Annotated in this window: 13 protein-coding genes; 3 read left to right on the plus strand and 10 right to left on the minus strand. The window is 69.7% G+C overall.

Annotated elements, in window-relative coordinates:
* Positions 1-218: 218 nt before the first annotated feature.
* The 7 genes from mdtN to KDH83_RS23160 form a co-directional block, all read right to left on the minus strand.
* Complete coding sequence (gene mdtN / locus KDH83_RS23130) at positions 219-1,268, minus strand: multidrug transporter subunit MdtN (RefSeq protein WP_103271915.1); 1,050 nt, start codon at positions 1,266-1,268, stop codon at positions 219-221.
* 4 nt (positions 1,269-1,272) lie between these two features.
* Complete coding sequence (locus tag KDH83_RS23135) at positions 1,273-1,551, minus strand: hypothetical protein (protein WP_212320229.1); 279 nt, start codon at positions 1,549-1,551, stop codon at positions 1,273-1,275.
* A gap of 178 nt (positions 1,552-1,729) precedes the next feature.
* A complete protein-coding gene (locus KDH83_RS23140) occupies positions 1,730-3,742 on the minus strand; it encodes an acetyl/propionyl/methylcrotonyl-CoA carboxylase subunit alpha (RefSeq protein WP_212320231.1) in 2,013 nt (670 codons plus the stop codon).
* 55 nt (positions 3,743-3,797) lie between these two features.
* Positions 3,798-5,405, minus strand: a complete 1,608-nt coding sequence (locus KDH83_RS23145; protein ID WP_212320233.1) for a carboxyl transferase domain-containing protein — start codon at positions 5,403-5,405, stop codon at positions 3,798-3,800.
* Positions 5,406-5,628: 223 nt separating this feature from the next.
* Positions 5,629-6,810: an acetyl-CoA C-acetyltransferase gene (locus KDH83_RS23150; protein ID WP_103271919.1), complete on the minus strand. Its 1,182-nt coding sequence runs from the start codon at positions 6,808-6,810 to the stop codon at positions 5,629-5,631.
* Between the two features lie 23 nt (positions 6,811-6,833).
* Positions 6,834-8,807: a bifunctional isocitrate dehydrogenase kinase/phosphatase gene (aceK, locus tag KDH83_RS23155; protein ID WP_212320235.1), complete on the minus strand. Its 1,974-nt coding sequence runs from the start codon at positions 8,805-8,807 to the stop codon at positions 6,834-6,836.
* Between the two features lie 25 nt (positions 8,808-8,832).
* Positions 8,833-10,011, minus strand: coding sequence for an isovaleryl-CoA dehydrogenase (locus tag KDH83_RS23160; RefSeq protein WP_212320237.1), 1,179 nt, complete (start codon positions 10,009-10,011; stop codon positions 8,833-8,835).
* Between the two features lie 245 nt (positions 10,012-10,256).
* Here KDH83_RS23160 and KDH83_RS23165 point away from each other — a divergent pair, with 245 nt between their 5' ends.
* Both KDH83_RS23165 and KDH83_RS23170 read left to right on the plus strand, forming a co-directional pair.
* Positions 10,257-11,435, plus strand: coding sequence for a M20 aminoacylase family protein (locus tag KDH83_RS23165; RefSeq protein ID WP_212320239.1), 1,179 nt, complete (start codon positions 10,257-10,259; stop codon positions 11,433-11,435).
* A gap of 162 nt (positions 11,436-11,597) precedes the next feature.
* Complete coding sequence (locus KDH83_RS23170; protein ID WP_103271922.1) at positions 11,598-12,569, plus strand: tripartite tricarboxylate transporter substrate binding protein; 972 nt, start codon at positions 11,598-11,600, stop codon at positions 12,567-12,569.
* On the opposite strand, the gene KDH83_RS23175 is transcribed toward KDH83_RS23170, so the two are convergent.
* On the minus strand, positions 12,556-13,494 hold the full coding sequence (locus tag KDH83_RS23175) for a DMT family transporter (RefSeq protein WP_212320241.1): 939 nt from the start codon (positions 13,492-13,494) through the stop codon (positions 12,556-12,558). The two genes, KDH83_RS23170 and KDH83_RS23175, sit on opposite strands and share 14 nt — an antisense overlap.
* A 123-nt stretch (positions 13,495-13,617) precedes the next feature.
* On the opposite strand from KDH83_RS23175, the gene KDH83_RS23180 reads away from it, so the two are divergent.
* Entirely contained in the window at positions 13,618-14,202 is a 585-nt protein-coding gene (locus KDH83_RS23180; protein ID WP_212320243.1) for a helix-turn-helix domain-containing protein, read from the plus strand.
* A gap of 62 nt (positions 14,203-14,264) precedes the next feature.
* Here KDH83_RS23180 and KDH83_RS23185 read toward each other — a convergent pair whose 3' ends face one another.
* Entirely contained in the window at positions 14,265-14,597 is a 333-nt protein-coding gene (locus KDH83_RS23185; protein WP_212320245.1) for a YnfA family protein, read from the minus strand.
* A 7-nt stretch (positions 14,598-14,604) separates the two neighbouring features.
* Entirely contained in the window at positions 14,605-14,985 is a 381-nt protein-coding gene (locus KDH83_RS23190; protein WP_103271924.1) for a MerR family DNA-binding transcriptional regulator, read from the minus strand.
* Between the last annotated feature and the right edge of the window lies 1 nt (position 14,986).

Here is a 14,986-nt window from a genome sequence, read left to right on the forward strand (position 1 = left end):
CCCGCGTCTCGCTCGCCGCCGGCGACGTGGGCGCGGCGGGGGGCGCACCGGGTGGCGGCGCCCGCTCTGGGACGCGCCGCCCCGGCGGCGCGGTCCCCCGCGCCCGGGCGCCCGGGCGCGGCGGCGGCGGCGGTCCGCGGGGGGCGTGGGGAGGGCGGGGGGGGGGCCGGTAGTCGGGGGGGTGCGGTGGGGGGGCGCCCGGGCGCGGGAAGCCGGGCCTAGCGGCAGGCCGGTCCATGGCGGATCTCGACCACGGCGCTGGCGCCCATGCGCACCAGCTGCGCCGGCGGTTCCTCGAGTTCGACGCGGACCGGGAAGCGCTGCGCCACGCGCACCCAGTTCACCGAGCGCTGCACCAGCGGCAGCGAATGCGGCAGGTTGACGCGGTCGCCGTCGAGCACGCCGGCGCCGATGCCAACGACCTTGCCGCGCATGGCCTGGCCTCGGTCGATCATGGAATAGACCGTGGCGCAGTCGCCGATGGCGATCTGCGCCAGGTCCGTCTCGCGGAAGTTGGCGACGGCGAACCATTCATCCGACGCCACCAGCGTGAAGAGGGACTGGCTGGGCGCGACGGTCTCGCCGGTCAGCACCGACAGCCCGGTCACGTAGCCATCGTGGGGGGCGCGCACCACGGTTTGTTCCAGCGAGTGGCGGGCGCGCGCCAGGGCGGCCTCGCGGGCCTGCACGGCGGCCTGCGCCTCGGCCTCGTCGCCGATGGTGCTGGCGGCCGCCGCCTGCTGTTGCTGGGCCTGTTTCAGCGATACCTCGGCGTCGCGCAGCGTGACCTGGGACTGGTCGTATTGCTGCGTCGGGATGTAGCCCTGCGCCGCCAGCGGCGCCAGCCGCTTGACGGTGCGCGCGGCCAGCGCGTGGTTGGCCTCGGCGCGGCGCAGTTGCTCGTCGGCGATGGCGGAATTGGCGCGTTCCGAGATCAGCATGCGGCGGCGCGATTCCAGCGAGGCGCGCGCCATGGCGAGGTCGGCCTCGGCCTGCTGCACGGTCAGGCGGTAGGGTTCGGGGTCGATCTCCAGCAGCACGTCGCCCTTGGCGACGCGCTGGTTCTCCTTGACCGGCAGGCCGACCAGGCGGCCGCCGACGGGCGTGGCGATGTGGACCAGGTCGGCGTCGATGCCGGCGCTGTCGGTGGCGGGGTAGTTCGCACTGCGGTGCCAGGCGTAGGCCAGCGCGGCCACGCCCAGCGCGATGATGGCCAGCGCGATCAGGCGGCCGAGGGCGGGAGTCTTGCGCGTGCCGGCGAGTTTCATGGGGTCACCTCGTCGCCAGCGTCCAGAACAGGACGGCCACGACCATGCCGATGGCGCAGCACACGGACAGTTGCAGGGGCAGCTTGCCGTTCCAGGCCTTGGCCACGAACAGCCGGTGCGCGACCAGGGCAGCGACGATGCCGATCAGGCCGGCCAGCAGCCAGCGGGGGAAGTAGGCGCCGAAGATCACATAGGACGGCGCGCCGCCCGGGCCGCAGCCTTGCAGGACCAGGAGCGCCGCCGTGACGGCGGCGGCTCGGAAAAGAGGCAGTAATTTCGGCATGGCGTGTTGGCCGGATCGCCTGTGTCGGACTACAGCTGACCAGAGTATCACCGCCATGTCGCGCCGCGCTCCGGAGTTACCCCAGCCTTGACATTTATTGTCGCGGAGTCCCGCCAGCGCGCGGACAAGCGGCGCGGCGAGGCGGCCACGTGGCCCGCCCGCCGCCGCGCCGCCTGGACTACTCGATCGCCACCAGCTCCGCGCCTTCCGTGACCTGGTCGCCGATGGCGTAGAACACCTCGGCGACCTTGCCGTCGGCCGGCGCCGAGATGGTGTGCTCCATCTTCATGGCTTCCATGACCAGCAGCGGCTGGCCCTTCTCGACCGTGTCGCCGGCCTTGACGGCGATGGAGATGATCTTGCCCGGCATGGGCGCGGTCAGGCCGCCGCCGTGCTCGCCCTGCGTGTCCTGCGAGTGCGCCAGCGGATCGTACAGTTCCAGCGCGTGCGAGCCGGCGTCGGTGAAGACGTAGGCGCGGTCGGCGTGCAGCGCCACGGTGCCGGCGCTTTCATGGCCGCCCAGCGTGACGCGCAGGCCAAAGGCGCCGCCGGCGTTGGCCTGCGCGCGCCACAGGAACGGTTGCGGGCCGTCGCCGGCGTCCAGGGTCCAGTCCTTGCCGTGGCGGGCGATGGCGACGCGGCGCGTTTCGCCGTTGTCCACCCATTGCAGTTCGCGGCGGTACTGGCCGCCCAGGCGCCAGCCGTCGCGCGCGGCCCAGGGATCGGCCGAGGCCTGCGTGGTCGCCCCTGGCTGGGCCAGGCCCTGGCGCGCCAGCACGGCGGCGCTGGCCAGCGCCAGCGCGTCGGCGCCGGCCGGTTGCGGCGCGGGCAGCAGGGTTTCGCGCTGGCGCTCGATCAGGCCGGTGTCCAGGTCGGCGGCGGCGAAGGCGCTGTCGCGCATCAGGCGCGACAGGAAGGCGACGTTGGTCTGCACGCCCACGGCCTGCGTCTGCGCCAGCGCCTGCAGCATGCGGGCGCGGGCCTGGTCGCGGTCGGCGCCGCGCACGATCAGCTTGGCGATCATGGGGTCGTAGAACGGCGTGATGGTGTCGCCCATGCGCACGCCGCCGTCCACGCGGATGTCGCCGTTGGCGAAGGCCGTGTGCGCGGGCAGGCCCAGGTAGGCCAGCGTGCCGATGGACGGCAGGAAGCCCTTTTCGGGGTTCTCGGCGTAGATGCGGGCCTCGATGGCGTGGCCTTCGATGCGCAGGTCTTCCTGGCGCGCCGGCAGCGGCTGGCCGGCGGCCACGCGCAGCTGCCATTCGACCAGGTCGTGGCCGGTGATCATCTCGGTGACCGGATGCTCGACCTGCAGGCGCGTGTTCATTTCCATGAAGTAGAAGCGGCCGTCGGGCTCGGCGATGAATTCCACCGTGCCGGCGCCCACATAGCCCACCGCGCGCGCGGCGGCCACGGCGGCCTCGCCCATGGCGCGGCGGCGTTCCTCGGTCATGCCGGGCGCGGGCGCTTCCTCGATGACCTTCTGGTGGCGGCGCTGCACCGAGCAGTCGCGCTCGAACAGGTAGACGCAATTGCCCTGCGTGTCGGCGAAGACCTGGATCTCTATATGGCGCGGCTTCTGCAGGTAGCGCTCGATCAGCACGCGGTCGTCGCCGAAGCTGGAGGCGGCCTCGCGCTGGCAGGAGGCCAGCGCGTCGAGGAAGGCGCCGGACGATTCGACCACGCGCATGCCCTTGCCGCCGCCGCCGGCGCTGGCCTTGATCAGCACCGGATAGCCGATGGCGTCGGCCTGCGTCTTGAGGAACTGCGGATCCTGGTTGTCGCCGTGGTAGCCGGGCACCAGCGGCACGCCGGCTTTTTCCATCAGCGACTTGGCGGCGGACTTGCTGCCCATGGCGGCGATGGCCGAGGCCGGCGGGCCGACGAAGGCGATGCCGGCGTCGGTGGCGGCCTGGGCGAAGGCTTCGTTTTCCGACAGGAAGCCGTAGCCGGGGTGGATGGCCTGCGCGCCGGTGTCGCGCGCGGCCTGCAGGATGGCGTCGGCGCGCAGGTAGCTGGCGCGCGGCTCGGGGCCGCCGATGTGCACGGCCACGTCGCAGGCGGCGACGTGGCGCGCGTTGGCGTCGGCATCGGAATACACCGCGACGGTGCGGATGCCCAGGCGGCGGGCGGTGGCGGCCACGCGGCAGGCGATTTCGCCGCGGTTGGCAATCAGCAAAGTATCGAACATGGAGTTCATCCAGGCGGGATTGTTCTGGGGCTGCGCGAGGGACGGCTGCGCCGCCCTACATCCGGAATACGCCGAAGCGCGTGTCTTCGATCGGGGCGTTGAGCGCGGCCGACAGCGCCAGGCCCAGCACGCGGCGCGTGTCGGCCGGGGCGATGATGCCGTCGTCCCACAGGCGCGCGGTGGCGTAGTACGGATGGCCTTCGCGTTCGTACTGCTCGCGGATGGGCGTCTTGAACGCGTCTTCCTCGGCCGCCGGCCAGCTGCCGCCGCGCGCCTCGATACCGTCGCGCTTGACGGTGGCCAGCACGCTGGCGGCCTGCTCGCCGCCCATGACCGAGATGCGCGCGTTGGGCCACATGAACAGCATGCGCGGCGAATAGGCGCGGCCGCACATGCCGTAGTTGCCGGCGCCGAACGAGCCGCCGATCAGCACGGTGAACTTGGGCACGGCGGCGGTGGCCACGGCCGTCACCATCTTGGCGCCGTGACGCGCGATGCCTTCGTTCTCGTACTTGCGGCCGACCATGAAGCCGGTGATGTTCTGCAGGAACACCAGCGGGATCTTGCGCTGCGCGCACAGCTCGATGAAGTGCGCGCCCTTCTGCGCCGATTCCGAGAACAGGATGCCGTTGTTGGCCACGATGCCCACCGGCATGCCCTGGATGTGGGCAAAGCCCGTGACCAGCGTGGGGCCGAAGCGGGCCTTGAACTCGTCGAATTCCGAGCCGTCGACGATGCGCGCGATGACCTCGCGCACGTCATAGGGCTTGCGGGTGTCGGCCGGAATGATGCCGTTCAGTTCGGACGGGTCGTAGCGCGGTTCGCGCACGGGCTGCAGCGCCAGTGGCTGCGGTTTTTGCAGGTTCAGCCGCGCGACGGCGTTGCGCGCCAGTTGCAGCGCGTGCATGTCGTTGGCGGCCAGGTGATCGACCACGCCGGACAGGCGCGTGTGCACGTCGCCGCCGCCCAGGTCCTCGGCGCTGACTTCCTCGCCGGTGGCGGCCTTCACGAGCGGCGGGCCGCCCAGGAAGATGGTGCCCTGGTTCTTGACGATGATGGACTCGTCGCTCATGGCGGGCACGTAGGCGCCGCCGGCGGTGCAGGACCCCATCACCACCGCGATCTGCGCGATGCCCTGGGCCGACATGGTGGCCTGGTTGTAGAAGATGCGGCCGAAGTGGTCGCGGTCGGGGAAGACCTCGTCCTGGCGCGGCAGGTTGGCGCCGCCGGAGTCGACCAGGTAAACGCAGGGCAGGCGGTTCTGCGCGGCGATCTCCTGCGCGCGCAGGTGCTTCTTGACCGTCAGCGGGTAGTAGGTGCCGCCCTTGACCGTGGCGTCGTTGCACACGATCACGCATTCCGTGCCCGACACGCGGCCGATGCCGGTGATGACGCCGGCGCCCGGCGCCTCGCCTTCATACATGCCGTGCGCCGCCATTGGCGACAGTTCCAGGAAGGGGCTGCCCGGATCGATCAGCTGTTCGACGCGGTCGCGCGGCAGCAGCTTGCCGCGCGCCACGTGCTTGGCGCGCGCGGCCTCGTTGCCGCCCAGCGCGGTCTGCGCCAGCTGCTGGTTCAGGTCGTCCAGCTGCGCCTGCATGGCGCGGGCGTTGTCGGTGTAGTCCTGCGATCGCGTATTGATGCGGGATTCGATGATGGGCATGGGGTTCCACCCGTCCTGCTGGTTGGGATTTGAAGGCGCTCGGGGAGCGGTTTGTCTCGCCGCCCGGTGGTCCGGGCATGGTTGTCGGTATCGCGTGGCATTGCTGCCTGGGACTGCGCGGATATCGTTGCGCCTCTGCGGGCCGTGGCGGCAGCAGGCGCAGCGGCATCCGTTTCCGGGACGGGCGGGTAGCCCGCCCCGGAAAGCGGAGCGGGGTGCGGGATCAGACCATCTCGATGGCCATCGCCACGGCTTCGCCGCCGCCGATGCACAGCGTGGCCACGCCGCGCTTGCCGCCGGTCTTGCGCAGCGCGCCGACCAGGGTGGCCATCAGGCGGGCGCCCGAGGCGCCGATCGGGTGGCCCAGGGCGGTGGCGCCGCCGTGGACGTTGACCTTGTCATGCGGGAGCTTGAAGTCGGTCATGGCGGCCATGGTGACCACGGCGAAGGCTTCGTTGATCTCGTACAGGTCCACGTCCTCGGCCTTCCAGCCGGTCTTGGCGAACAGGTTCTTCAGCGCGCCGACGGGGGCGGTGGTGAACCAGTTCGGTTCCTGCGAGTGCTGGCTGTGGGCCACGATGCGGGCCAGCGGCTTGACGCCGAGTTTTTCGGCGGTGGACGCGCGCATCAGAACCATGGCGGCGGCGCCGTCGGAGATCGACGAGGAGTTGGCGGCGGTGACGGTGCCGTCCTTCTTGAAGGCGGGCTTCAGGGTGGGGATCTTTTCCGGCATGGCCTTGGTGGGGGCCTCGTCGGTGTCGATCACGGTGTCGCCCTTGCGGCCGGCCACGGTGACGGGGGCGATTTCCCACTTGAAGCTGCCGTCTTCCGAGGCGGCGCGGGCGCGGCGCAGCGATTCCAGCGAGAAGGCGTCCTGCTGCTCGCGCGTGAAGGAATACTTGGACGCGCAGTCCTCGGCGAACACGCCCATGGCCTTGCCCTTGTCGTAGGCGTCTTCCAGGCCGTCCAGCGCCATGTGGTCGTACACGGTGCTGTGGCCGTAGCGGTAGCCCTGGCGGCCCTTGAGCATCAGGTAGGGGGCGTTGCTCATGCTTTCCTGGCCGCCGGCCACCACGATGGTGGCGCTGCCCGAGGCCAGCAGGTCGTGGCCGAACATGGCGGCCTTCAGGCCCGAACCGCAGACCTTGTGGATGGTGGTGCAAGCCACGCCCAGCGGCAGGCCCGCGCCCAGCGCGGCCTGGCGGGCGGGCGCCTGGCCCTGGCCGGCCTGCAGCACGTTGCCCATGATGACTTCGTCGACCTGTTCGGGCTTGATGCCGGCGCGTTCGACGGCCGCCTTGATGGCGACCGAGCCGAGTTCGTGCGCGGCCAGGCCGGACAGGCTGCCCAGCATGCCGCCCATGGGCGTGCGGGCGACGGAAACGATAACGATGGGATCTGACATGGCTAGCTCCTGTGAGGTTCTGGTCAGCTCGGGGTTTGCGAGGCTGCGCCCGCCGCCGCGTGGATGTCCGCGGCGTGTCGGGGGCGCAGTCGCCTGTCTGTATCGTAAGGGAAAAATTCCTCGATCCTGCCTTGCGCCACGTGCGCGCGGCAGGCCTGCCACCATTCCGGTTCGAGCAGCTCGGCGTGGTGGCGCATGAAGGCGGCGCGCACGCGCGCGTCGCCGAGTAGGAATCGTCCGAACTCCTCGGGGAATACGTCGTTCGGGCCGATGGCGTACCAGGGTTCCGACGACAGTTCCGCCTCTTCGTTCGGGGCGGGCGGGATGCGGCGGAAATTCATTTCCGTCATGCGCTGGATTTCGTCGTAGTCATAGAACACGACCCGGCCCAGGCGCGTGACGCCGAAATTCTTGTACAGCATGTCGCCGGGGAAGATGTTGGCCGCGGCCAGCTGCCGGATCGCGTCGCCGTACTCGCGCACCGCCGGCTCCAGCAGCGCGTCGGGCGCCTGCTGCAGGTACAGGTTCAGCGGCGTCATGCGGCGTTCGATGTAGACGTGACGGATGACCACGGTGTCGGCGGTTTCCTCGATCAGGTCGGGCACCAGGCGGCGCAGCTCGTCCAGCAGGGCCGGCGCGAAGCGCGCGCGCGGCAGCGCCACCTGCGAGTATTCCCAGGTGTCGGCCATGCGGCCGACGCGGTCGTGCAGCTTGACCATCTGGTACTTGCGCCGCACGGTGGCGTGGTCCATGCCGTCCTTGTCGATGCGGTCCTTGATCAGCTTGAATACATAGGGATAGGACGGCAGCGTGAACACGCACATCACCATGCCCTTGATGCCGGGCGCGATGTCGAAGGCGTCGCGCGAATGCGCCAGGTGGTGCAGGAAGTCGCGGTAGAACAGCGTCTTGCCCTGCTTCTGCAGGCCGATCATGGTGTACAGCTCGGCCTTGGGCTTGCGCGGCAGCAGCGTGGACAGAAAGTTGACCACGGCGGCCGGCGTTTCCATGTCCACCAGGAAATAGGCGCGCGTGAAGCTGAACAGCGTGCTCAGGTCGTCCGCGCCCAGCAGCAGCGCGTCCAGCGTCACCTGTCCGGCCGGGTTGCGCGTGAGCGCCACGGCGAAGGGGTAGACGGTGGTCTGGTTGATCAGACGGCCGACGATGTAGGCGCCCTTGTTGCGGAAGAACAGCGAGCCCAGCGCATGGATCTGGCAGTCGCTGGCGATGCGCCGGCCGACGTGGCGCGGCAGCTGCGCGCGCAGTTGCTTGACGGCGGCGCGGGCCAGCAGGCGCGTGTCGCGCGGCAGGTCCTCGAACGGCAGCGCCAGCCCGAAGTCGGCCACCATGCGGATCAGGCTTTTCTGCAGGCCGTCGGCCACCGGGTAATAGACCCGGTAGGACGGCATGCTGCTGTCCAGGTAGTCGGTGGCCACCGCCGGGCGCACGAACAGGAAATCGTTGTGGAAGTAGTCGCGGTGCAGGATGCGGCAGGACACCGAGTTGAAGAAGGTCTCGGCGCACTCGGGCTGGCGGTGGTCTGCCAGCAGGCCGACGAATTCCTGCTTCACCTGCTGCCAGAACGCGGTCTGCGCCTGGTCCAGCGCGGCGGGCGCGCCGCCGTCCGGGCCGTTGCCGCCATTCGTGGCGGGCTTGCCGTTGGTTGCGCCGCCGGCGCCATTCGCGGCGGATTTGCCGTTGGCCGCGTCCGCGCCGTTCAGGGGCACCGCGCCGCCCGGCCGGCCGCGTAGCGCGCCTTCCAGCTGCGCGGTGCATTCGCGCACGCGCATGTCGTAGTACTCGATGCGCTCGCGCGACAGGCGCTGGATGCCGTGCCAGTCGCCCGATTCATACAGCGACTTGGCGCGCTGAGCGCTGTAGCGGAACAGCGCGTAGTGGCGGTCGAAGCCGGCCAGGATGCGCTGGGCGACGTCGCGCGGCGAGGGCCCGGGAACGGGCGCCTGCTCGATGCGCTGGACGTCGGACATGCGGATCATGGCGGCACGCGGGCGGGGCGGTGGATCAGGCCGTTTCGGCGAACAGCTCGCGGCCGATCAGCATGCGGCGGATTTCGCTGGTGCCGGCGCCGATCTCGTAGAGCTTGGCGTCGCGCCACAGGCGGCCCACCGGGTATTCATTGATGTAGCCGTTGCCGCCCAGGATCTGCACGCCCTCGCCCGCCATCCAGGTGGCTTTCTCGGCGGTGTACAGGATCAGCGCGGCGCAGTCCTTGCGCACCTGGCGCACGTGCTCGGCGCCCAGGCGGTCCAGGTTCTTGCCGACCTGGTAGCAGAACGCGCGGCTGGCCTGCAGCGTGGTGTACAGGTCGGCGACCTTGCCCTGGATCAGCTGGAATTCGCCGATGGCCTGGCCGAACTGCTTGCGGTCGTGGATATAGGGCACCACCACGTCCATCACGGCCTGCATGATGCCGACCGGGCCGCCGGACAGCACGGCGCGCTCGTAGTCCAGGCCGCTCATCAGCACCTTGACGCCGCCGTTGACCTGGCCCAGCACGTTTTCCTCGGGGATCTCGCAGTCCTGGAACACCAGCTCGCCGGTGTGGCTGCCGCGCATGCCCAGCTTGTCCAGCTTCTGCGCCACCGAGAAGCCCTTGAAACCCTTTTCCACCAGGAAGGCGGTGATGCCGCGCTGGCGCGCCTCGGGATCGGTCTTGGCGTAGACCACCAGGGTGTCGGCGTCGGGGCCGTTGGTGATCCACATCTTGGTGCCGTTGAGCACGTAGCGGTCGCCCTTCTTGTCGGCGCGCAGCTTCATGCTGACCACGTCGGAGCCGGCGCCCGGCTCGCTCATGGCCAGTGCGCCGACGTGCTCGCCGGAAATCAGCTTGGGCAGGTATCTGGCTTTCTGCGCGGCGGTGCCGTTGCGGTTGATCTGGTTCACGCACAGATTGGAGTGCGCGCCGTAGGACAGGCCGATCGAGGCGCTGGCGCGCGAGATTTCCTCCATCGCCACCATGTGGGCCAGGTAGCCCATGTTGGCGCCGCCGTATTCCTCGCCGACGGTCATGCCCAGCACGCCCAGGTCCCCGAACTTGCGCCACAGATCCATCGGGAACTGGTCGCTGCGGTCGACTTCGGCGGCGCGCGGGGCGATCTCGGCGTTGGCGAAAGTGCGCACCGCATCGCGCAGCATGTCCAGGTCTTCGCCCAGGTCGAAGTTCAGTCCGGGAAGATTCATCGATGTCTCCGTGATAGTAGGTACTTACATGTTCTTGTAGGCGCCAACTACCGCGCCAGATCCGTCGCGTGCTCGCATCATGCGCCGAACCGTCGTCGCCGCGCAATGATGCACCGCAAATATTACGTTTACGTAAACGTAAATTAGATTGGGGTTTTCCCTAGGCAAATGATTGTGTGCCGGTCACGGTGTCTGAGTATTATCGGGCTCCTGTTTTATTTCGAAACATTGCAACGGAGTTGGCGGTGCCCGAACTATCTAACCTGGAAGACATCGTGGCGCTGCGGCGCGATCTGCACGCCCATCCGGAGCTGTGCTACGAAGAGCACCGCACCGCCCAGGTGGTGGCCGACACGCTGCGCGGCTGGGGCATCGAGGTCCATACCGGCATCGCCAAGACCGGCGTGGTCGGCGTGCTGCGCCAGGGCAAGTCGGACCGCGCCATCATGCTGCGCGCCGACATGGACGCCCTGCCGATGCAGGAGGAAAACCAGTTCGAACACCGTTCGCGCCATGACGGCAAGATGCACGGCTGCGGCCACGACGGCCACACCGCCATGCTGCTGGCCGCGGCCCGCCATCTGCAGCAGCACGGCGGCTTCGACGGCACGGTGTACCTGTGCTTCCAGCCGGCCGAGGAAGGCGGCGCTGGCGCCCGCGCCATGATCCAGGACGGGCTGTTCGAGCGCTTCCCCTGCGAGGCCGTGTTCGGCATGCACAACTGGCCAGGCATGGAAGCCGGCACGTTCGGCGTCTGCGCCGGCCCCATGATGGCGGCGGCCAATGGCTTCAAGATCACCGTGCGCGGCAAGGGCGGCCACGCGTCCGCGCCGCAGGACTGCGCCGACCCCGTGCCCGCGCTGTTCGCCATCGGCCAGGCGTTCCAGACCATCCTGACCCGCAGCAAGCGCCCGCTGGACGCGGCCGTGCTGTCGATCACCCAGGTGCAGGCCGGCGGCAGCGTGATCAACGTGATTCCCGACAGCGCCTGGCTGGGCGGTTCGGTGCGCGCCTACAGCGATGAAGTGGTCGGCCTGATCGAGCGCCGCATGCACGAGATCTCCGGCAGCATCGCCGCCGCGCACGGCTGCGAGGCCGAGGTCTATTTCCAGCGCCGCTATCCGGCGCTGGTCAATACCGAGGCCGAGACGGCGTTCTGCCTGGAGGTGGCGCGTGAAGTGGCCGGCGAAGGCCGCGCCCGGATCATCGAGCCGGCCATGGCGTCCGAGGACTTCGCGTTCCTGCTGCAGGCCAAGCCCGGCTGCTACATCTTCCTGGGCAACGGCGACGGCGACCACCGCCATGCCGGCCACGGCCTGGGCCCCTGCATGCTGCACAACGCCAGCTACGACTTCAACGACGCGCTGATCGCGCCGGGCGCGAGCTACTGGGTGCGGCTGGCGCAGCGCTATCTGGCGGCCTGATCCCGTTTCCGAATCCACGGCGGCCGGCGCCTGGCGCGCGGGCCGCCCGACCGATGTCTTACCTCGCTTTTCCCTAGTCTTACCCGCAAGTTGTTCTACCCGGTCTGTCGACCGGCACACGCTTTACTTCAACGCAGTGCTACGCAACATCATCAGGAAGATATGAAAAAGAAGACATTGCTGATCAAGGCCGCGGGGGCGGCCCTGGCAATCATGGCAAGCGGCGCAATGGCCCAGGATTGGCCCGCCAAGCCCGTCACGCTGGTCGTGCCCTACACCGCCGGCGGCAGCGCCGACGCGATCGGGCGCCGCCTGGGCGACGTGCTGCGCAAGGAATCGAACATCACCGTCATCGTCGAGAACAAGCCGGGCGCTGGCGCCTCGGTGGGCACCGACGTGGTGGCCCGCGCGCAGCCGGACGGCACCACCCTGCTGCTGGCCTCGACCAGCCCGCTGACGATCTACCCGCATCTGGCCAAGACCAACTACGACCCGCTGAAGGACCTGACGCCGCTGGCCAGCGTGGCCGTCGCTCCGGTCGCGATCGTCGCCACCAAGGCGCTGCCGGTGAAGGACTTCGCCGGCCTGATCGAATTCGCCAAGTCGCGTCCGGACGGCGTGCGCTACGGCACGCCGGGCCAGGGCACCGTGGCCCACATCGGCATGTCGGCGCTGACCGCGCAGACCGGCACCAAGATGCTGCACGTGCCGTATCGCGGCAACAGCCAGGCGCTGACCGATGGCCTGGGCGGCGTGGTCGAGCTGCTGGTGATCAACAGCGACGTGGTGCTGCCGCACGTGGCCAGCGGCGCGCTCAAGCCGCTGGCGGTGATGGCGCCGCAACGCCTGGCCGCCTGGCCCGACGTGCCCACCATGGCCGAACTGAAGCTGCCGCAGCTGCAGTACTACTCGAACTTCGGCGTGTTCGGTCCGGCCAAGCTGTCGCCGGCCGTGGTGCAGTCGGTGCAGGCCGCGCTGGCCAAGGCCACCGCCAGCGCCGACTTCAAGGACTTGCTGGCCAAGTCCTACCTGCAACCGGGCACCGCCGCCGGCGACGCCTTCGTCAAGCAGGTGCAGGACGAGTACGCGAGCAACGCCCGCGTCATCAAGGAAGGCGGCATCAAGGCCGAGTGACGATAGTCGTTCCGTCGGGCCCGCGCTTGCCGCGGGTCCTGGCGGGCCGCAACAGCGTCAGGGCCATCCCGGCGGTCACGATCGCCAGCCCCGCGAGCAGCGGAGCGCCGGGATGCTCGCCCAGCATGACGGCCGCCAGCAAGGTGGCCGAACCCGGCACCAGCGCGGCGAAGGTCGCGCCGGTGGCCGGCCCCAGCAGCCGCACCGACTGGCTGAACAGGAACAGCGCCACCGTCGACACCAGCACGCCCTGGTAGAGGGCCTGCAGCAGGATGTCGGGCCACGGCGCATGCAGCAGCGCCAGGCCCCTGGCCGCCAGATAGGGCGGCGCATAGAGCGCCATCGAGAACACCGACACCACCGCCGTCGCATGCAGGGCCGACGCCGCGCTGCGCCGCGACATCACCGTGTAGGCCGCCCACATCAGCCCGCCCGCCAGGAAGATCGCATAGGCCTGCGGCGGCGTGCGCGACGCGGCGAAGGCCTGCATGCCCGCCAGCGCGATGCCGGCAACGATCAGCGCCAGGCCGGCGGTTTCGCGGGCAGGCGGCAGCGCGCGCGATCCGCAGGCGCTGATGAGGGCCGCGAACACGATCATGCTGCCCGGCGTCACTACCGCGAACTGCTCCACCGGCGCCAGCGCCAGTCCCAGCGACACCACCAGCATGTAGGGCGCGCCGATGCCGGCGACCATCAGCGCGGCGGCCTTCCAGCTCAGTCCCATCAGGCCCCGGCGCAGCAGGTAGGGCAGCAGGATCAGGCCGGCCACCGTGTAGCGGATGAAGGTGATGTCGTAGGCGTCCAGCGCCTGCTGCGTGATGCCCAGCCGCGTGACCACGGGAAAGGCGCCCCAGATCAGCGCCGAGCCCAGGCCGCACAGGATGCCGGCCCAACGGGCGCGGGGGGAGTCGCTGCTGACTTGCATTCAAGGCCTCGCTTTGCCGCCGTAGGGCGCTGGAACCGCCGCGCCGCCATGGCCCGGAAGCGTTTATGATTGACAGTGTTGTCAAGTTTGACAGCTATGTCAAGAATGTAGAGGGAGGCCGTCATGGCGGGAGTCAGGCAGTTCGACGAGGCGAAGGTGCTGGCGGCGGTGCTGGACGTGTTCTGGCGCAAGGGCTGGGAAGCCACGTCCATGGCCGACCTGGCCGAGGCGGCCGAGGTGCAGCGCGGCTCGCTCTATCACGCGTATGGCGGCAAGGAGCCGCTGTTCCTGCTGGCGTTCGATACCTACGCGGCGCGCTTCCAGGACGAGGCGCGCAAGGCCCTGGCCGCGCCGGGCGCGCGCGCCGCACTGGACGGTTTCTACGCGGTGGCCATCCGCAACATGACGTCCGGCCGCCCGTCGCGCGGCTGCCTGACCACCAAGACCGCGACGCAGGCCGAGGCCGTGGGGCCGGTGATCCGCAAGCGCTTGGCGCGGCTGGTGGAGGATCTGCGCCAGCTGGTGCGCGAGGCTCTTTCGACCGAGCCGGCGCGTTCGCAGCTGGCCTTGCCGCCGGAGGACGCGGCCGAGGTGGTGGTGACATTCACGCGCGGCTTGGCGGTGATGGAGCGCATCGAGGGCGACCCCGCGCGCCTGCGCAGGACGGCGGCGGCGCTGGTGACGGGGCTGGTGCGCGAGGACGCTTGAGGCGTAAAGAGGGGCGGGACGGCGTCAGGGCCACCTGGCGCGGCTAGACGCCGGCCCGGGCCTCAAGCCGAACGCGGCCCGAACATGATCACCAGCATGCCGGCCAGGCAAAGCCCCGCGCCGATCCAGTCGCTGGCGACCGGACGCACGCCGTCCGCCAGCCACAGCCACAGCAGCGCCATGCTGATGTACACGCCGCCATAGGCCGCGTAGACACGGCCCGAGGCTTCGGGATGCAGCGTCAGCAGCCAGGCGAACAGCGCCAGGCTGGCCGCGGCGGGCAGCAGCAGCCAGGCGGAATGGCCCTTGCGCAGCCACAGGTACGGCAGATAGCAGCCGATGATCTCGGCCAGCGCCGTCAGGACGAACAGCAGGAAGGTCTGCAGGACCGCCACGGCGCGTTCAGGACTTGTGCGCCAACAGGTCGCTGCATTGGCGTTCCTGTTCCGCGATCTCGTGCAGGGTGTCGTCGATGTCGCGCCGCTGCTGCTCCAGCATGGCGCGGTGCTGCGCGAGCACGCTCTGGTACTGGCGCAGCTGGACGTCGGTGTCGCCGGGGCCGTCGTACATGTCGATCAGGCTGCGGATTTCCGACAGTTGCAGGCCCAGCCGCTTGCCGCGCAGCGCCAGCTTCAGCCGCGTGCGGTCGCGCGGACCGAAGATGCGGTTGCGCCCCTCGCGCGCCGGGCTGACGATCCCCTGGTCTTCATAGAAGCGGATCGTGCGGGGCGTGACGTCGAACTCGCGGGCGAGCTCGGAGATGGTCCAGGTTGACGGGGACATG

The sequence above is a fragment of the Achromobacter sp. Marseille-Q0513 genome (genome assembly GCF_018195695.1).
GTDB lineage: Bacteria > Pseudomonadota > Gammaproteobacteria > Burkholderiales > Burkholderiaceae_B > Achromobacter.